We start from the raw sequence: 17,031 nt of genomic DNA, 5'->3' as shown, positions 1-17,031 counted from the left end.
AGGCAAGCTCCGAGAGTCGCGCCAGTTCCGTAGGCAACTGTGGGAGGACGGTCACTTTACCAATGACATTCATGTCTCCAAGACTACACTACCTCTTTCAGGGGGACATCAGACCTGGCACAGATGACCCAGGGTATTTCTGTCAAGGACAGCTTCCGGTTTCTCTGTGGTTATACGGACTCCGGTGAAGGCAAGCAGGAGAAAACCGGGTTCCGGGCGTGAAGTTGGCAAGCCGCCAATGCGCCGGGTTGTTGGCGAGACAGACGGCAATCCGTATGGCCGCTGGGCATAGCTCCGGCGAGCGCGTGAATTTCCGGAATACCGCCGAGACCTCGCCCTGCCTGGGGCAACGAACCTGAGCTAAGCTCAGAGCTATGAACCGCTTCCTGAAAATCGAGGGCGAACGCGTCTGGGTCAATGTCGAGCGGGTCAATGTCGAGCGGGTCGATGCGCTGACGGTGCCGCCACGCCTCCAGACTATCGGCGCGGCCAGCGGGCAGGAAACGCTGGAAGAACGGCACGAGGCGCCCAGCAAGTTCGGGGCCGAGGCGTTTGCCAGGCAGCTGCTGGGTCAACTGGGATGATACGGACTGCCGTCCTCTTCCCCCGTAGTCGCAACAGCGCCGGATACGGGTCCATTTGCCGAAATCTGTCCTCCTTCCTACTCCTTCCCGTCAGGTTTCATCCCTCACGTTGGGGGATGGGATCGGAACCGGTATGAGTGAGCTGTTGCTAGCCGAGGGCGACCGGCTGGCCCGCCTCCTGGCCCAGAAACTGCCCGTGACGCTGGACCACGAAACGCGCACCGCCCTGATCGGACGCAGCCTGGCCGTCAACCTGATCAACGCCCTGCTGCCCACCATCGAACAGATCAGCCGCCGCGCCGGAACGCCGCTGCACGCCCTGCTGGAAGCCGACGCACGGGGCCGGGCGATCATCGAAATCATCAGCGGCGACGGGGAACTGCTGCGCCGCCTGCCGGTGGACGATGTACTCAACGAGCTGCTGTTCAGGCAGGGTCGCCTGCACCCCACCGTGCTGGGCCACCTTCAGGACGCCCTGAGCGGCGACGAGCACCACGCCACCCGTGCCCTGGCCTCATGCCTGCGCTCGCGGCCCGTCCTGGACGCCATGCAGAAGCTGCTAACGGGGCTTCTTAAAACGGTTCGGTAGGGTAAGTCGCCCTTGCCTGGCCCATCAGTTCGCTGCGACTGATGCACCGTGCCACTCATCAGTGGTTCGGACAGTTTCAAAATCCCGTCCTACAAAGTGCGACCAGAACAAAGTTTTTAGCTCTTCTCCACCTGCGAGGGACTCGTTATAAAGGTTCCGCTCAATTCTGGTGCAGTTAGGAAGCGGTCAGGCCCCATCCTGGGTGCCGTTCTGACTAAGAAGCGGGCAGGCCCCTTCATGGGTGCCGTTCTGACCAAGAGGCCGTTTTGGTCAAGAAACGGGCAGGCTTGCTCAAGCGAGTCGGTTTTGCCCAAGAAGGCACCGCCTGTACTGCCCTACTGCCGTCGGTTGCGCTGACAACCCGCAGGGGCGCCGGGGGAGCCGACTCCACGCCCGGAGTCCGTATCACACGCCGCGTTTTCTGGTGCCTTTCACCGGGGCGTGGGTCCAGGGATCATCGGGCCAGGGGTGCTTGGGATAGCGCCCACGCAGCTCCCGGCGCACCTCGAAGTAGGAACTGTCCCAGAACGAGCGCAGGTTCTGCGTGACCTGCACGGGCCGCCCCGCCGGACTGAGCAGATGCAGCAGCACAGGCGTGCGCCCCCCGTTGACCGTGGGGGTGTCGGCCAGCCCAAAGAGTTCTTGCAACTTGACCGCCAGAATCGGGGCCTCGCCGCCCACGCGGTAGTCCAGCCGAATCCGGCTGCCAGTGGGCACGCTCAGGTGCGTGGGGGCCAGTTCGTCAAGCTGCTGCGGCAGGGGCCAGGTCAACTGGGCTTGCAGGGCGGGCAAAAGGTTCAGCTTGCCCAGGTCTTCACGGGTTCGCACGCCCTCCAGCAGCGGCCCCAGCCACGTTTCCAGGGTGCCGAGCAGCCCGGCGTCCGAGAAGTCAGGCCACACGTCTTCCCCGCGCCAGTGCCGCAGCGACTGCACGCGGGCACGCAGTTGCGCGGCTTCGGGCGAGAAGTTCAGCAGGTGCAGGCCCTCACTTCTGACCGCGTGGGCCAGCGCCGCCACACGCTGCCCGGCGGGCAGGTCTTTAAGGGGCCGGGTGTCCAGCACCAATGCCCCGACGCGCCGCTCCTGCTGGGCTAATAGGGTTCCTGTGCGGCTATCCCAGCGCACCACGCCCTGCCAGTAGGCCCGCGCCGCCAGCCACGCCGGGTCGAGCGGCGCAGCCAGAAAAATGCGGCCCTCGGCCTGCCCATACCTAGAATCTCCGTGCCTGGAATCCCCGTGCCTGGAACCCGTTTGCACAGAAGCCGCGTCGAGGTGGGCCACTGCCAGCGCCGCCGCGCCCGCCAGCGCGTCCCCCTCGGGCAGCGCCGCGCCCTGTCCCCCGGCCAGCAGATAGCGCCCACGCGGCCGCCCCGCGACCTGCTCACGCGCCAGGGCCACGCGCTCCGGGTACGCCAGCGCGATCAGTTCGCCTGTGGCGTAGGGGTCGGGCTGCCGGTGATCGGCCTGCACTTTCAGCAGGGTGCGCCACTGCCTAGAGAGACGTTCGATGCGTCCTAGCACGGTCACATCGGCCCCGTTTACCACCCTGCCACCGCCGCGCCACGCCCGCAGCGCCGCCACCCGCTCCGAGAGGTCGCTGCCCGAGCCGGGGGGAAGTGGGTCGCGTTCCTCCAGCACGGCGGCGACGTCGGCGGCGAGGGCCGGGTCGGGGCCGCCCGCCAGCAGGTGCGCCAGCCGGGGATGGGTCGGAAAGTCAAGCAGGCGCTGCCCCTGAGCCGTCACGCGGCCCGCGTCGTCCAGCGCCGAAAGCTCGCGCAGCACAGTGCGGGCCGAGTCCACGCGGGCAGGCGGCGGGGCGTCCAGCCAGGCAAGCGAAGCCGGGTCGGGGCTGCCCCACTGCGCGAGTTCCAGCACCAGCGGGGCCAGATCGGCTTCCTGAATCTCGGGCGGGCGGGCGGCGGGTAGCAGCGGCTGAGTGCGCTCGCTCCAGAGGCGGTAGGCCACGCCCGGCGCGGTGCGGCCCGCGCGTCCAGCCCGCTGCGTGGCGGCGTCACGCGTGACCCGGCCCGTGACCATCCGCGTCAGGCCGGTGCCCGCATCAAACACCTGCTGACGGCTCAGGCCCCCGTCGATGACCACCCGCACGCCGTCAATGGTCAGCGAGGTCTCGGCGATACTGGTCGCCAGCACCACCTTGCGCCGCCCGTCCGGGTCGGGGGCCAGCGCCAGCGCCTGCTCGCTGACCGGCAGGTCGCCGTAGAGCGGCAGAACCAGCGCGTCTACATCAGCCAGCCGCGCCTGCACTCCGCGAATCTCGCGCACGCCCGGTAGAAAAGCCAGGATGTCGCCCTCATCAGCTTCAAGCGCCCGGCGCACGGCCTGGGCCACCTGATCTTCCACGCGGCCCACCGGGTCGGCGGCCAGATAACGGATTTCGACGGGAAAGGCCCGGCCCTGGCTCTCGACCAGCGGTGCCTCCAGGCGTCCAGGCAGGGCGGGGTCAAGCGTAGCCGACATGACCAGCACGCGCAGGTCGTCTCGCAGGGCCGACTGAACCTCGCGCAGCAGGGCCAGCGCAAGGTCAGCATTCAGGCTGCGTTCGTGAAACTCGTCGAGGATGACCAGCCCTACGCCCGAGAGTTCGGGGTCGCGTTGCAGGCGGCGGGTCAAAAGGCCCTCGGTCACGACTTCCAGCCGTGTGCGGGCCGAGACCCGCGAGTCGAAGCGCACGCGGTAGCCCACCGTTTCGCCCACCGGTCCACCCAGGCCCGCCGCCAGCCGCGCCGCTACCGCCCGCGCAGCCAGCCGCCGGGGCTGAAGCATGATGATCTTTTGCCCGGCCAGCCAGTCCTCGGCCAGCAATTCGAGGGGCAGCGCTGTACTTTTGCCCGCGCCGGGCGGGGCTTGCAAAACCACCAGCGGGTGGCGGGCCAGGGCCGCTTTCAGTTCGGGAACGACCTCGGCAATCGGCAGCGCCGATGTGGTCAGCGTTGATGTAGGCAGCGTCGACATAGGCAGGGGCAACAGCGGCACGCCCTCAGCGGCGCAGGCCTAGCAGCAGCCCGGCGATAAAGGCCCCCACGAAGGGCAGGCGGCTGGTCAGGACGCGGGTAAACCAGCTGATCCCGGCCTCACCGCCCTGGCGAAACCACGGTTCGGTCAGCGACTGCAACTTGAGCCAGTCCACCGAGACGATATGCTCTATCGACAGCAGCTGAATGGCGATGAACAGCAGCCCCACACCCACCAAAACGATGCGCCCCACGAACTTGACGGCGACTCCGGTGGCAAAACCCAGGATGGCCCCCAGGCTCAGGTCGGGCAGCATGGCCTGCAAGCTGCCAACGAGGTCGTGCTGCGTAGGCGTGAGGGCGGCGTCTTGGGAAGCAGGCATCGGAAGACCCATGCTAGCGCGAACAAATGGGAGCACATGAGCTGGGGCCACCGCCGCCGCCCCAGGAAGCCGCTATCCTGGGGGGCATGGTGCTCTGGTTGGTCGTGGTCGCTATTGTGCTCAGCGCGACCCTTATCCTGGGCCTCTCGCTCGGGCCGCTAAAAACGGCGGCGAACGTGGGGACCATTCGGCTCTTCGCCTACATTCAATATGCAGCGGCGGCGCTTCTGGCCGCACTACGCCTGCTGGGGAAAGCATGAGTGACATCCACACGGTTGATCTGCTGTTTCAGGACACGCCCGGCGCTATCGCCTCTTCGGTCTTCGATACAGGTGATGGCCTCGCGGTGGTCGATACCGGCCCCACCACGACCCTGCCCGCGCTGGAAGAAGGGCTGCGAGGCTTCGGGGCCTCGCTGGGCGACATCCGGCACGTTTTGCTGACGCACATTCATTTCGACCATGCGGGCGCGGCGGGAACCCTGCTAGAGCGGGTGCCCAGGGCGCAGGTCTACGTGCATGAGCGCGGCGCGGCCCACCTCTCCCGCCCGGAAAAGCTGGTCGCCAGTGCCACCCAGATCTACGGCGACCAGATGAACCGCCTCTGGGGCGAGCTGCGCCCGATTGACCCGGAACGCATGACCGTACTGGCAGGCGACGAAGGCCTGAAGCTGGGCCAGAGCGACATCCACGTGCTGTACACGCCGGGCCACGCCGTCCACCACGTTTCGTACCATGTGGGCGACGACCTGTTTGTGGGCGACGTGGGCGGCATTCGGCTGGCCGACAAACAGACGCCGCGCACGCCTACCCCGCCGCCCGACATCAATCTGGAAGACTGGCGCGCCAGCATCCAGAAATTGCGCGTGCTGGACGCCCGGACGCTGCACCTGGCGCACTTTGGCCACTATGCCAACGTGCCTGAGCACTGGGACGGCCTGCTGACGACCATGAACGCGGACGCCGAGCGGGTGCGGGAGGCGCTGGCGCAGGGCAGGAGCTTCGAGTGGATTTCGGCCCAGTTCACCGAGGCACTGCTTTCTGAGCTTGCCGCAGAAGACCCCGACTTACCCGGGCGCTACAGCGCCGCCTGCCCGCCGTGGATGAGCGTGCAGGGCCTGATGCGCTACTGGCAACGCAAGGCCAAGAGCCAGGGCGAGGGTACCCCGTAATGCGGGTGCTGGTCATCGGCAGCGGCGGGCGCGAACACGCCATCGTAGACGCCTGCGTGCGGCACGGGCACGCGGTCAGCTGCACGCCGGGCAACCCGGGGATTGCCCGCCTCGCCCGCGTGCTTAGCAGCGCCCAGGACGCCGCGAGTCTGGCTGAACTGGCGGTCAACGAAAAAATCGACGTAGTGATCGTCGGCCCGGAAGCGTACCTTGCGGCGGGTGTGGTAGACGAATGCACCCGCCGGGGCGTTCCCGCTTTCGGCCCGACCCGCGCAGCCAGCCAGTTGGAAGGCGACAAGGCCTGGAGCAAGGCGTTCATGATGCGCCACGGAATTCCCACGGCGGGGCATCAGTCGTTTACCAGTCTGGGCCCGGCGCTGGCCCACGCCCGGGCGCAGACGCTGCCCACCGTGATCAAGGACGCCGGACTCAAGGCGGGCAAAGGCGTGACCATCGCCGCCGACCACGCCCAGGCGGAGGCCGCGCTGCGCGACATTTTTACTCAAGAGGGCGCGGGCGCGGTCATCGAGGACTTTATGACCGGGCAGGAGGTCAGCATTCTGGCCCTCAGCGACGGCGAACGCTACGCCCTGACCCCGCCAAGCCAGGATCACAAAACTATTTTTGAGGGCGACAGAGGCCCGATGACGGGCGGGATGGGCGTCGTCTGCCCGTTTCCGGTGACAGATGAGCAGCTGGAAACGATTCGCCGCGACATCATCGAAAAGACGCTGGCCGGGATGCGCGCCGAGGGAATACCGTTCCGGGGCGTGCTCTACGCCGGGCTTATGCTCACCGCGCAGGGGCCACAGGTGGTCGAATTTAACGCCCGCTTTGGCGACCCGGAAGCCGAGGCGGTGTTGCCGCTACTGAACTCTGACCTCGCCCAGCACACGTTGGACGCCGCTCGGGGCCAGCTTGACCCCGCCACGGTGCGCTTCGGTGAGGGGGCCAGTGCGGTGGTCATTCTGGCCGCGCCGGGCTACCCCGCCGAGCCGCGAAAGGGCATCCCCCTGGAACTGCCGGAGGCACCTGCGGGCACGCAGATTTACCACGCCGGAACCGCCGAACAGGGCGGTCAGCTGCTCAGCAACGGGGGGCGCGTTCTGGCAGTCACGGCGCAGGCGGGCGACCTGCCGGGGGCGCTGCAAAAAGCCTACGCGCTGGCCGGGCAGATCAGCTTTCCGGGGGCGCAGTATCGCCGCGATATTGGGTTCCGGCTGAGCCTGCACAGAGATTGACCTACAGCCCCCGCAGGCGCTACCATCCCCTTCGCCTTATCTCACCGGGCCGATGTGGCGGAATGGTAGACGCACTTGACTCAAAATCAAGCGGGAAACCGTAGGGGTTCGAGTCCCCTCATCGGCACCAAGTTAACAACCCCTGCTCAAGCGGGGGTTTTAACATTTGATACGCACTCCGGTTTAAAGTTTTGCAAAACCCTTGAACCCGAGCGGACTTGTAGGGCTGCGCGGCAGATCGGGCAGGAGAGAAACGGCTTCCGGGCGTGGAGTGGCCCACCTGGCGTCGTTGCGGGTTGTCAACGAAACAGGCGGCAGTCCGTATGACTCTTCCTGGCCTCCGCGCCTGAAGTCCCAACAGGCCAGAAAATCTTGTCTACGGCGGCTGGCAGCAGGCTCCCCAGCCAGAACCAACCACACTGGATTTTCTTCGTCTGGAACACAAATTTCCTGTAGTGGCCTGAAGACTTCGCCGGAAGTCTGGCAGCCGTCAAGACAGCTCTATGGGCAGACCGGGCGTTCACGTGTTTTTCTGAGGACCACCTGAAAAAAGTGATGCTGACTGGAGCAATTTTCCTTCTGTGGGCAGGTGGAGCCATGGCCCAAACGTGGTCCACCGAAAACGGGCAATACAGGTTGCAGTCGTGCTATGGCACGGGAGATGGCGTGCAGTGTGACCTGACCTACACCCTGCTTAAAAAACAAATCTTGTATGGCCGTTTGGACTATAGCGACTACACCGCCTTTACCACTGACGGCACACAATCGCAGCCCAAAATTTCAGTCGGTGGAGGGGACTGGGGAAGTTATCCGCAGGCCAGGGTCTACAACGGCACACCCATCAAGGTTTCGCTGTTGTTTAATGTGCCCGCCAAGATCACTACTTTTTCGGCCCTGGCTATCGGCAACGAGAACGTGAAAAACGTTCCAGTCAGGCCCCTCGGAGCACCTGCGCCCGCTACCGTGGCGATCCCCTCCCCTGCCCCTGCACCTACCGGAACGCCAGTCACTTTTTCAAACGGAAACTACTTGATTACGCTTTCCGGCTGTAAAATCACGAGTCAACTTGGCATGACGACCTGTGTCGCTGTTTTGCAAAAACGCTAGTCTCAGCAGGGGCGTTTGAGGCCGCACGCTCATGGTGTGGCCTCTTCGACTAGTCCCTGCGGTCAGACGCTAAGAGAGGCAGGATTTCAGGTTCCAGGCAAAAGGCGTAAGCTTCCGGCCCCACGAACGATGACATCACCGCGCCTATCTCAAGATCGGCCACTTCGGTCAATCCCAGGCGCTGACCCTCAACTCGTAGGACAGCCAGCGCCTTGGACTCTCCGTTGTGCATAAAGACAATGCGGGCGCCAGGATGCCTAGCAGCGTAACTCTGCATGTCCTGCACCATCTGCGCGAGTGCCGCTTTTTCGCCCCGGAGATTGGCCACAGGACTCAGGCGGCCACCGACCACACCAAAAATGGGCTTCATGTTCTGCATGGTGCCGAACATCTCGGTAAAACTGCTGATCAGGTGCCCACGGCGCAGATATTCCAGGGTATTCAGACACACCTGCGCGCAGTGCTGGGCCTGAAAGTCTCTCAGCAGACGAACGATGGCCGGGATGTCGTGACCCTTACGCACCAGCTCGGCAGCGCGAATGGCCTGCAAAGCAAGCCCCCCGGAAGTCGTGCCGCCGCCGAAGACAGTCACCCGGTCAGCCAGATGCGCCGTGGCCTGCAAGGCAAAACGGTACATGCGCCCCAGCAGCGGGCCAGTATGCAGAATCAGAACGTGTTCGTGCGTCTCTAGCAAGCTGTCTATGCAGCCCAGGTACGTTTCCAGGGAAGGCAACAGCAACGTGGGCACTTTAGCCCCGGTTCTAATCTGCTTAAAAAGCAGTTCATTATCAAGAGCGTGTGCCCCTGGAAAAGGATGATCGAGCCATTCGCCGCCACCAAACTTGACCCGGAGCAGCAGCAGATGCACGCTAAAGGCGGCGGCCTGGGTCTCATTGAGGTCGCTGTAAGAGTCAGTCAATACAGCGATGCGGGACACCAGCATAATCTAATGCAAAACGTCACAGCTCAGGAGCCTATCAGCGTTAAGCTGCCAGAACCGCCGCAGGTCACAGTCACCCGGTCTTCGCCCTAAGCCGTTCCCTAAACGCCCGCACACCGTCCCCCACCTAACATCACGTTCAGGAGGCCCCGCCTTCCGCTTCAAGGAGTTTGCCCATGCCCACCTGGTTCAAATTCATCGTCATCTTCAACCTCATGCTCGGCGCGTCCAGCGCGAACGCCAGCACGAACACTTCCTACGACCCCTGGATGGATAAGCCCGTCCTCGGCTACCTGTACAGCCAGCCAAACCTACCTGCCATGGAAAAAGACATGGCTCGCCAGGTTCACCTGAGCAGCCAACAGCGCCGTGCCCTGGCCGGAATCGCCACGGCCGAACAGCAGGAACTGCGGCAACTGGACACCCGGCCATCTTCCAAAGTTCGTGCAGATGTGTTCAACAAGAAAGTGCTGGCCATCGCCCGCCATACCGACAGCCAGGTTCGCAAAACACTCGGGGGGCAATACACCCCGTTTCGGGGCTGGTTGCGCTCCTGGTGGAACCGTCACTCTTAATGAACGACCTTCCACGTCCCCTCCTTATGAACGCAAAGGTTTTCGGTCTGCTTGCCAGTCTCTCGCTCCTCGTCGCCTGTGGCTCTCAGGGCAGCCAGTCTGCCCCAGTTCAAATGAGCACCCAGACCCCCAGCGCTGATACGAGCAACAAGCCGTTACTGCAAAACTAGAGAAAACAGCTGTGATCTTTCTACATTGCTGTATTTGGCACGGGGTGCAGGAAAAAACCACCCCCGACCGCTTATCGAGTGCGGGCACAGCGCAGCCGCTATTCAGGGCAGGCGCTATTCAGGGGTGGTTTTCAGTTCATTGAGACTGCGGCGGGTTTAAAGCAAGAGAGAAACGGATTCCGGGTGTAAAATTGGCAACCCGCCAATACACGGGGTTGCCAACGAAACAGACGGCGGGGCGCGTTACTTGGTCTTGGTCACGCGGTCTTGTGCCCCCACCGCCAAGTTAGGGTTAGCCTTCAGGTACGCGGCAAAGCTGTCTACATCGACTACGTTGGGAAGTTGCAGCACATTGATGCCCTGCTTGAATACCGTGAAGTTGTCGCCGCCCCCCGAGATGAACGAGTTCATGGCGACGCGGTAGGCCCTGGCCGGGTCGAGCGCCGCGCCGTTCAGTTTGATGGAAGCCGGATCAACGCGGCTGCCCGCCGCCGCCGTGCTGTCGTAGCTGTAGCTGAAGCCTTTGCTGACTTGCAACATGCGGCTGGCACCAGAATTAGGGTTGTCGAACTGCTGTTCCAGCAACGCTTTGATCTGTGCGCCGGTCAGGTCCATGACCACCAGCGTGTTCCCGAAGGGTTGCACGGCGTAGGCGTCACCAAAGGTCACGGTATTGCCCGCTCCACTAGCGTTCAGATCCAGGCGAATGCCGCCGGGGTTCATGAAGGCGATCTGAGCACCCTTGTCGGCAGTGGCGGCCAGTTGCGAATCAGCGATCACATCTCCCAGAGGGCTTTCGCCCGCTGCGTTCTGGGTACGCACAATCGCGCCGCCAGCGACCGTGCCGATAGGAGTCAGCTTCACAGCGTCGGTGAGGGATCTGGCGCGGGCCACCAGGGCAGTCATCGCGGCGTTCTTGGGGGTAGTGCTCACGTCCATTACGACATTGGCGGCCTGCAGCGCCGTGACCTTGTGTGCCCGCGTGTCGATGGTCAGGTCGAGGCGCTGAAGCAGGTGACCGTAGAAATCGCCCTGAATAACGGTGCGCCCATTAACCACGCAGTTGTAACCCTGGTGGGTGTGCCCGCTGATGACGGCGTTTACGGCGGGATCAAGGCGGTTAACGATGTCCACGATGGGGCCGGTCAGGGTGCCGCAGGCGGGCTGGTCAAAGCCGTTCTTGGAAGCGCCGCCCTCGTGAATCAGCATAATAATGGCGTCCACGCGCTTGGCCTTCAGTTCGGGAACGTACTTGTTGACACTGTCGGCTTCATCCAGAAAGCTCAGGCTGGCGACCCCGTCGGGGCTGACGATGGTGGGCGTGGTTTTGGTCATGGCCCCGACAAACGCGATTCTGGCTCCGCCGACTTCCTGAATGAAGTAAGGCGGGAAAACGGGCTGGCCGGTGGCCTTATCGACGACGTTCGCGCCCAGCCACTTGAAGCTCGCGCCGGGGTACGGGTTCTGGAACTTGCAGGCCTTGCTGGTATCGTTGCTGTCACAGCCGCCGTTTTGCATACGCTGCAATTCCTTGAGGCCCTGGTCGAACTCGTGGTTGCCCAGGCTGCTGGCCCTCATCCCCAGTTTGCTCAGGGCGATGGTGCTGGGTTCGTCGCGCAGCAGGCTGCTGGTCACGGGAGACGCGCCGATCACGTCGCCCGCGCCCACGAAGACCAGATTGGGATTCCTGGCCCGCTCCTGATCGAGGTAGCCGCCGATGACCTCGATGCCGCCTGTCGTCAGCTTGACCTTCTTGGCAGGGTCTTTGGGATCAGGCACCATAACCCCGGCAAAAGTGGTCGGTTCCAGATTGCCGTGAAAGTCGTTCAGGCCGATCAACGTAACCTGGGTGGCCGACTGGCGCGGGACAAGGGTACAACTGCTGAGCGTAAGAGCCGCACCGATCAAAAGCAGATTCTTTTTCATATGCCGCCCATTGTAATCGCCTTGCTGTAGCTAGCGAACAGCAGAACTGCTTAGCCCTGCACCACCCGCAGTTCGGCCCGCAGCGCCTCTACGAATTTCTCTGGGTCGCTGGCGGTTCCCTGGGCCAGATCGGTTCGCCCACCGCCTTTGCCCCCGCTAAGGGCCAGCGCCGAACGCAGCAGCCTTCCGGCGTCGAGTGTCAGCCCGTTCTGACTGAGACCGCAGCGACCTTCAGGCGCGGTGCCGATCACAACTTCGCCAGGAGCCACCGCTTGCAGGGCGGGCAAAAGCAGCGCCACGTCCTCCAGCCGCAGGGCACGCACCCGGAAGGCTCCAACTTCTTCTGCCGGGGCCGCCGCGACCAGTTGCCGGGCCAGTTGCCCGTGCAAAGCTGCCAGCTGCACGTTTTGCTGTTCGCGTTCGGCCAGCAGCGCCTCGACCCGCACGCCGACGCTTCCTACCGGTACGCTTAGCTGCTGCGAAAGCGCCCGCGTCTCCTGGTACACCTGCCCCAAGTACTCGCTGGCTTCCTCACCCGCCATAAAGGTCACGCGGGTCAGGCCCTGTTTGATTCGCTCATGGCGGAGTACGACCACCGGGGCGCACATGGCGGCGCGGGGAACGTGAGTACCGCCGCACGCGCTCACATCGAAATACTCGCCCAGCGCGTCACGGTACATCACCAGCCGGACTTCCCCGCTGACCTTAGCCTCTCGGCGCAGCGGGTAGTGGCCCAGTTGATCCTCGGGAACGATCGGCGTTTCGAGGGTCAGTTCGTCGCGTCCCAGCGTCCGGCGCAGCAGGTTTTCGGCGGCGCGAATGTGGGTCTCGGCGGGCTGTCCCAGCAGGTCAAGGTGACACTCGGGCGCGGTCATACTGACAGCCGCGACCTGAAACGCTGGGCTGATGCGGGCAAACGCCTGGGCCAGCAGGTGCTCGGCGCTGTGCCGCTGGGTGTGCCGCCAGCGCTTGTCGGGGTCGATTTCTCCGCTTACCTGCGCGCCAAGTTGCGGAATACTCTCCCCTGCCAGTCGGTGCCAGACCGTGCCGGTGGCCTTGTCCTTGCGAACGCCCATAACGCTCACCTGGCCACCATCCCACGTCAGGCGGCCCTCGTCGCTGCTCTGGCCCCCGCTAGCCGGATAGAAGGCGGTAGCCGCCAGCGCCACTTCCGCGCCTTGCACGGCCACGACCTGTGACTGAAAATACAGCTGCTGAGACTGATGATAGAGGGCCCGAGTCATGCCCCACAGGGTACGCCTCTGGCCCTGCACCGGCTGCCCGGAATGAGGCCCCCCCTCTTTTCATGGCCTCAGGGCACAGCCCTATCCGGCGGCTTTTGTCTTTCCTCATGCTCAGTAACTACAGTGTAAGAGATGAAAAAGGCGTTCGTATTGGCTTTACTCGTGGGCAATGTGGCCCAGGCACAAATCTGGACAGTGGATGGCCCCTTCAAAGATGAGTTCATGGGGTGCTCACGCATCAGCACGGGGCAGGTGCAGTGCGCCATGAAATCGAGTTATATCGGCAATGGCCCGACCTATATCGGCGCGACTTACTTTGCCACCGACTCGGCAGCCTACGCGCCCGACAACAAGCGCTACATCGCCTCACGCTCTAGCATCAACGGGCGGGATGTCAGTCGCAGCGAGGTCAATGTGAGCAAATCGGCCCCGGTTATGGTAGTCTATACCTTCGATTACCCCCGGAACTTTGACCGGATTGCACTTCTGTTTATAGATACGGGCATGCTCAAGCAGGTGCCTATCAAAAGTGACGGCGCGATAACTTCCCCCGCAGCCGCGCCGCAGTCCCAGACGGTTTCTTCGGCCCCCAAAGCCCAGTCCACGGTGCCGCTCAATGCCTTCGATATTAAATTGACAGGGTGCACACAGAATGCTCAGGGTGACTACAGCTGTAAACAGGCCGACCTGATTCCACGGCGCTAAATTTTGGGGTGTCGAACTCGCCTTTCACCCATTGCTGACCTGGACGTGCTGTAGTACTGAAGTAAATGCGTCCTCTTCTTCTTACCTTTTGTCTTTTGGCTGGGGCAGTCTGGCCCGCTTCAGCGGCGCTGGCCGCTTCGACTTCAACCGTCACCGTGCAAAAGGGACAGACCCTGTTCGGCATCGCCCGGAAACACCAGGTCAGTGTCGGGCATCTTCAGGCGCTTAACGGTCTTTCCGGCGACCAGATCAGGGTTGGGCAGGTGCTCCGGCTAACGGGTACGGCGGCGCGGCCTCAACGGCAGACAGTCGGGCAGCCTAATGCTCGGAAGCCCCGCGCAGGCAGCATCAACGCTACTGTTCAGGGCATCTATACGGTTAAAAAAGGTGACACGCTGGGCCACATCGCCCGGTCACACCACGTCAGTGTCCGGGCGGTGCAGCGTGCCAATGCCATGAGCGGCACCACAATTCATACGGGCGAGGCCCTGCGTATCCCGGCAGTCGGTCAGGCCGCGTCGCCGGTGACGCCGCGCACTATTCCGGCGCTGCCGCCCGGTATGGAAGCCCGCCGGGTGTATACTTACGCCACGGTGCGCCCCGGCCAGACCCCCAGCAGTTTTGCCGCTCGCTTCGGCACCACCCCGGCCAGAATTCGTCAGCTTAACGGGCTAAATACGGGGCAGGCCATCGTACCGGGCAAGCGCCTGCTGGTGCCGCGCACCATGGCCCTGCCCGTGCCGCCCAACCCCGCCCGCCGGGCCATTTCGTTCCGGCGGGTGACTGTGCGCGGGGCCACCGTGCAGGTGGTGCGGGTCGATCTGCGCCACCGCGACGTGCTGGTTGCGCCAGTTTTGCCCGGTCAGAGTGACTTCGACCGGGGAGCCACGGTCAGCGCCCTCACGCGCATCAGTGGCGCTCAGGCGGTGGTCAACGGCAGCTACTTTCACCCGCGCAGTTACGCGCCTGCGGGCGACATCGTTAAGGGGGGTCGCCTGCTGACCTGGGGCCGCCTGCCGGTGGCGCTCGCCATTACCCCCGACAACCGCGCCGTGATTGTCGGCGGGGCCAGCATGGGGGCGGGACGCGCCACCGACAGCAGCTGGGACGGTATGGAAACGGTGGTGTCCAGTGGGCCGCTCATCGTCAGTGGCGGCGCGGTTCAGACTTCCTACAGCCGGGTGTTTCACGATCCCGCCGTGTTTGGGCATGCGGCCCGCAGCGCCATCGGTCTGCTTAGCAGTCGTGACCTGATTCTGGTCAGCACGCATAACCGCCTCAGTGTCGGTGAGATGGCCCGCGTCATGGTCAGCCTGGGCGCCCGCGACGCCCTGCTCCTCGACGGGGGCAGCAGCGCCGGGATTTCGTATAAGGGCCAGACGATGCTTAACAGCGTGCGTAAGGTCAGCTACGGCATCGGCGTCTTTACCGGTTACAAAGGACCACGTTACTCGCGCTGAACCGCCCTGGCCTGCACAGGTCGCCGCTGCGCCGCGCCTCAGTCACGGCGTACCATAAAGAAATGACGTTGTATCTGTGACTGCCATGTATTTCGTCGATAACCCAGAACTGCGCCGGGCCGCGCAACCTCACGCCCGGAACTCGTTTCTCTTCTGCCCGCTGTGCTTGGGGTGATGACCTGCTTTTCACCCGGCAGCCCCTTACGTTTATCTTTCCCCTTTTGTTCAATGATTTGCCTTGGAGGTTCAAGCATGAAACCAGCCCAGATTCAGGCCCAGATCAGCCGGGTCATCAGCGAGGCCATCGCCGAGTTGCGCGACCCCCGCATTCCGCTGATCGTGACCGTCGATCATGTCGCGGTAACTTCCGATTACGGCATTGCCCGCGTGTACGTCAGCGCTCTGGGTGCCGATATGCCGGACTTGCTCGACGCTCTGTCGCACGCCCGTGGGCACCTGCAACGTCAGGTCGGGGCGCAGGTCAAGCTGCGGCGTATTCCCACTCTGGAGTTCTACGACGCGGCCACGGCGCGGTTTTAAGGCTTTCTCGTGAGCACTCTTTTCTCGTGACCACGCTGCCGGGCGAGAGCCGAACCGAATTCCGGGTGCGCTACGCCGAAACCGACGCCATGGCGGTGGCCCACCACGCCGCCTACCCGGTGTGGTTCGAGATGGGCCGCACCGATCTGATGCACGGCCTCGGGATGCCGTATACCGAGATCGAGGCGCGGGGCTACTTTTTGATGCTCAGTGAATTGCAGGTCAAGTACCGCCGCGCCGCCCGCTACGATGACCCCCTGGCGCTGCTCACCAGGGTGGCCGAGGTTCGCAGCCGTACCCTCAAGTTCACCTATGAGCTTTACCGCCTCCGAGCGGCGGGCAGCCCGGAACTGCTGGCGACCGGCGAAACGCACCATATCGCCACCGACAGGAATTACCGTCCCTCACGCCTGCCCGACGATGTGCTGGCGCTGTTTACGCCGCTGGTCGGTGCGGCCCGTCCCTGAGCGGGTACTCGGGCAGCTGACCTTTTTATGCGTAATCTCCGGTCATGGCGACCTTCACCCCGACCACTGATCTGAGCGACGCTCACCCCGAAGCCCGCGTCCTCGCGCCCCTGTTCCGCGATTTCGGGGGGCGTGTGCGGTTTCAGGGAACGGCGGTCACCTTGCGCGTCGAGGAAAATAACCCGCTAGTCCGCTCTGCCTTGCAGACGCCGGGGCAGGGCAAAGTGCTGGTCGTCGACGGCGGCGGCAGCCTGAACTGTGCGCTGCTGGGCGGCAATCTGGGCGTGTTCGGGGTTGAAAACGGCTGGGAAGGCGTGATTATCAATGGGTGTGTGCGTGATGCCGCCGAACTCCGGGAACTTGATCTGGGTGTGCGGGCGCTCGCCGCCTTTCCCCGGCGCAGTGGCAAACGCGAGGAAGGCCAGCAAAACATTCCCGTGACTTTCGCGGGGGTCACGATAGCGCCCGGTGACCTGATTTGCGGCGATGAAGACGGAATTTTGGTGCTTGCAGGCAACTAGTTGGGAACCTGCCGGGTAGAGGGGCCGCATGACGCCCTTCTGCCCCGAGCAGACTTGCAAAGCGGCGAAGGCGAAGGCAGAGTGAGTAGGCAACAAGGAGCGGCTGGTGGCAGCGGGCAAGCCCCATCATGGGTGCTGTTTTGCCCAAGACAGCGGGCAAGCCCCATACGGGTGCTGTTTTGCCCAAGAGAGTGAAGCGCAGCAGGTGGCTTACCCCGGAGGCGCGGAACTGTAGCCGGGAACTGCTTAGCGCCAAAACCCCTTCATTCCCATTACAACGTACTTCTGACCGTTCCCACTTCGCTTGGTTGATCTAAGGATTACCTTCGGTGTACCTAATGTTCTGGCAGGTTGACCCGTCAGAGGCTGTCTGAGGCCCTAACCATGGGAAATGTTTTAGGCTTTAACGGTGGAACGCGCAGCTTACCCTAGCGAC

17 protein-coding genes and 1 tRNA gene are annotated in these 17,031 nt (G+C 63.6%); 13 read left to right on the top strand and 5 right to left on the bottom strand.

From position 1 onward, the window contains the following. Positions 1-374 precede the first annotated feature (374 nt). Positions 375-584 carry a hypothetical protein gene (locus QZ269_RS08400; RefSeq protein ID WP_291426231.1) on the top strand — a complete coding sequence of 70 codons (210 nt, stop codon included), beginning with the start codon at positions 375-377 and terminating at the stop codon, positions 582-584. Between the two features lie 133 nt (positions 585-717). Beyond that, positions 718-1,173, top strand: a complete 456-nt coding sequence (locus QZ269_RS08395; RefSeq protein WP_291426230.1) for a hypothetical protein — start codon at positions 718-720, stop codon at positions 1,171-1,173. 405 nt (positions 1,174-1,578) lie between these two features. Here QZ269_RS08395 and hrpB read toward each other — a convergent pair whose 3' ends face one another. After that, on the bottom strand, positions 1,579-4,146 hold the full coding sequence (gene hrpB / locus QZ269_RS08390) for an ATP-dependent helicase HrpB (protein WP_291426233.1): 2,568 nt from the start codon (positions 4,144-4,146) through the stop codon (positions 1,579-1,581). Between the two features lie 25 nt (positions 4,147-4,171). Beyond that, positions 4,172-4,528: an FUN14 domain-containing protein gene (locus tag QZ269_RS08385; protein ID WP_291426228.1), complete on the bottom strand. Its 357-nt coding sequence runs from the start codon at positions 4,526-4,528 to the stop codon at positions 4,172-4,174. Positions 4,529-4,554: 26 nt separating this feature from the next. Between QZ269_RS08385 and QZ269_RS08380 the strand changes: the two genes are divergently transcribed. The 5 genes from QZ269_RS08380 to QZ269_RS08360 all read left to right on the top strand — a co-directional run bounded on the left by QZ269_RS08380 (position 4,555) and on the right by QZ269_RS08360 (position 8,047). After that, the gene (locus tag QZ269_RS08380; protein WP_291426235.1) at positions 4,555-4,788 is read left to right on the top strand and encodes a hypothetical protein; all 234 of its coding nucleotides are present in this window, start codon (positions 4,555-4,557) and stop codon (positions 4,786-4,788) included. Beyond that, on the top strand, positions 4,785-5,699 hold the full coding sequence (locus QZ269_RS08375; RefSeq protein WP_291426226.1) for an MBL fold metallo-hydrolase: 915 nt from the start codon (positions 4,785-4,787) through the stop codon (positions 5,697-5,699). Before QZ269_RS08380 ends, QZ269_RS08375 begins: the two co-directional genes overlap by 4 nt. Beyond that, positions 5,699-6,940: a phosphoribosylamine--glycine ligase gene (gene purD / locus QZ269_RS08370; RefSeq protein WP_291426224.1), complete on the top strand. Its 1,242-nt coding sequence runs from the start codon at positions 5,699-5,701 to the stop codon at positions 6,938-6,940. Before QZ269_RS08375 ends, purD begins: the two co-directional genes overlap by 1 nt. 48 nt (positions 6,941-6,988) lie before the next feature. Beyond that, a tRNA-Leu gene (locus tag QZ269_RS08365) sits at positions 6,989-7,070 on the top strand. Between the two features lie 422 nt (positions 7,071-7,492). After that, entirely contained in the window at positions 7,493-8,047 is a 555-nt protein-coding gene (locus tag QZ269_RS08360; protein WP_291426223.1) for a hypothetical protein, read from the top strand. A 49-nt stretch (positions 8,048-8,096) separates the two neighbouring features. Here QZ269_RS08360 and QZ269_RS08355 read toward each other — a convergent pair whose 3' ends face one another. Next, a complete protein-coding gene (locus QZ269_RS08355; RefSeq protein WP_291426220.1) occupies positions 8,097-8,984 on the bottom strand; it encodes a DegV family protein in 888 nt (295 codons plus the stop codon). 179 nt (positions 8,985-9,163) lie between these two features. Between QZ269_RS08355 and QZ269_RS08350 the strand changes: the two genes are divergently transcribed. Beyond that, positions 9,164-9,562, top strand: coding sequence for a hypothetical protein (locus QZ269_RS08350; protein WP_291426218.1), 399 nt, complete (start codon positions 9,164-9,166; stop codon positions 9,560-9,562). A 413-nt stretch (positions 9,563-9,975) separates the two neighbouring features. Here the strand turns inward: QZ269_RS08350 and QZ269_RS08345 are convergent, their stop codons facing one another. Together QZ269_RS08345 and QZ269_RS08340 are read right to left on the bottom strand one after the other, a co-directional pair. Then, positions 9,976-11,658, bottom strand: coding sequence for a bifunctional UDP-sugar hydrolase/5'-nucleotidase (locus QZ269_RS08345; RefSeq protein ID WP_291426216.1), 1,683 nt, complete (start codon positions 11,656-11,658; stop codon positions 9,976-9,978). Positions 11,659-11,708: 50 nt separating this feature from the next. After that, positions 11,709-12,902 (bottom strand): alanine--tRNA ligase-related protein, encoded by a 1,194-nt coding sequence (locus QZ269_RS08340; protein WP_291426214.1) that lies wholly within the window; start codon positions 12,900-12,902, stop codon positions 11,709-11,711. A 132-nt stretch (positions 12,903-13,034) separates the two neighbouring features. Between QZ269_RS08340 and QZ269_RS08335 the strand changes: the two genes are divergently transcribed. The 5 genes from QZ269_RS08335 (at position 13,035) to rraA (ending at position 16,595) form a co-directional block, all read left to right on the top strand. Continuing rightward, positions 13,035-13,607, top strand: coding sequence for a hypothetical protein (locus QZ269_RS08335; RefSeq protein WP_291426212.1), 573 nt, complete (start codon positions 13,035-13,037; stop codon positions 13,605-13,607). A 95-nt stretch (positions 13,608-13,702) separates the two neighbouring features. Then, complete coding sequence (locus QZ269_RS08330) at positions 13,703-15,067, top strand: LysM peptidoglycan-binding domain-containing protein (RefSeq protein ID WP_291426210.1); 1,365 nt, start codon at positions 13,703-13,705, stop codon at positions 15,065-15,067. A gap of 252 nt (positions 15,068-15,319) precedes the next feature. After that, on the top strand, positions 15,320-15,607 hold the full coding sequence (gene rbfA / locus QZ269_RS08325) for a 30S ribosome-binding factor RbfA (RefSeq protein ID WP_291426208.1): 288 nt from the start codon (positions 15,320-15,322) through the stop codon (positions 15,605-15,607). Positions 15,608-15,633: 26 nt separating this feature from the next. Continuing rightward, a complete protein-coding gene (locus tag QZ269_RS08320) occupies positions 15,634-16,074 on the top strand; it encodes a thioesterase family protein (protein WP_291426206.1) in 441 nt (146 codons plus the stop codon). A 44-nt stretch (positions 16,075-16,118) separates the two neighbouring features. Beyond that, the gene (rraA, locus tag QZ269_RS08315; protein ID WP_291426205.1) at positions 16,119-16,595 is read left to right on the top strand and encodes a ribonuclease E activity regulator RraA; all 477 of its coding nucleotides are present in this window, start codon (positions 16,119-16,121) and stop codon (positions 16,593-16,595) included. Positions 16,596-17,031 lie beyond the last annotated feature (436 nt).

The organism is Deinococcus sp. (assembly GCF_018260405.1).
GTDB lineage: Bacteria > Deinococcota > Deinococci > Deinococcales > Deinococcaceae > Deinococcus.
The sequence above is the reverse complement of the archived record's forward strand: the minus strand, read 5'-3'. Positions and strand labels throughout refer to the sequence as shown.

Excerpts from the sequence above, each read along its gene's own strand:
- QZ269_RS08400 (WP_291426231.1), top strand. The coding sequence starts at position 375 with ATGAACCGCTTCCTGAAAATCGAGGGCGAACGCGTCTGGGTCAATGTC.
- QZ269_RS08395 (WP_291426230.1), top strand. The coding sequence starts at position 718 with ATGAGTGAGCTGTTGCTAGCCGAGGGCGACCGGCTGGCCCGCCTCCTG.
- hrpB (WP_291426233.1), bottom strand. The coding sequence starts at position 4,146 with ATGTCGACGCTGCCTACATCAACGCTGACCACATCGGCGCTGCCGATT.
- QZ269_RS08385 (WP_291426228.1), bottom strand. The coding sequence starts at position 4,528 with ATGCCTGCTTCCCAAGACGCCGCCCTCACGCCTACGCAGCACGACCTC.
- QZ269_RS08380 (WP_291426235.1), top strand. The coding sequence starts at position 4,555 with ATGGGAGCACATGAGCTGGGGCCACCGCCGCCGCCCCAGGAAGCCGCT.
- QZ269_RS08375 (WP_291426226.1), top strand. The coding sequence starts at position 4,785 with ATGAGTGACATCCACACGGTTGATCTGCTGTTTCAGGACACGCCCGGC.
- purD (WP_291426224.1), top strand. The coding sequence starts at position 5,699 with ATGCGGGTGCTGGTCATCGGCAGCGGCGGGCGCGAACACGCCATCGTA.
- QZ269_RS08350 (WP_291426218.1), top strand. The coding sequence starts at position 9,164 with ATGCCCACCTGGTTCAAATTCATCGTCATCTTCAACCTCATGCTCGGC.
- QZ269_RS08345 (WP_291426216.1), bottom strand. The coding sequence starts at position 11,658 with ATGAAAAAGAATCTGCTTTTGATCGGTGCGGCTCTTACGCTCAGCAGT.
- QZ269_RS08340 (WP_291426214.1), bottom strand. The coding sequence starts at position 12,902 with ATGACTCGGGCCCTCTATCATCAGTCTCAGCAGCTGTATTTTCAGTCA.
- QZ269_RS08335 (WP_291426212.1), top strand. The coding sequence starts at position 13,035 with ATGAAAAAGGCGTTCGTATTGGCTTTACTCGTGGGCAATGTGGCCCAG.
- rbfA (WP_291426208.1), top strand. The coding sequence starts at position 15,320 with ATGAAACCAGCCCAGATTCAGGCCCAGATCAGCCGGGTCATCAGCGAG.
- rraA (WP_291426205.1), top strand. The coding sequence starts at position 16,119 with ATGGCGACCTTCACCCCGACCACTGATCTGAGCGACGCTCACCCCGAA.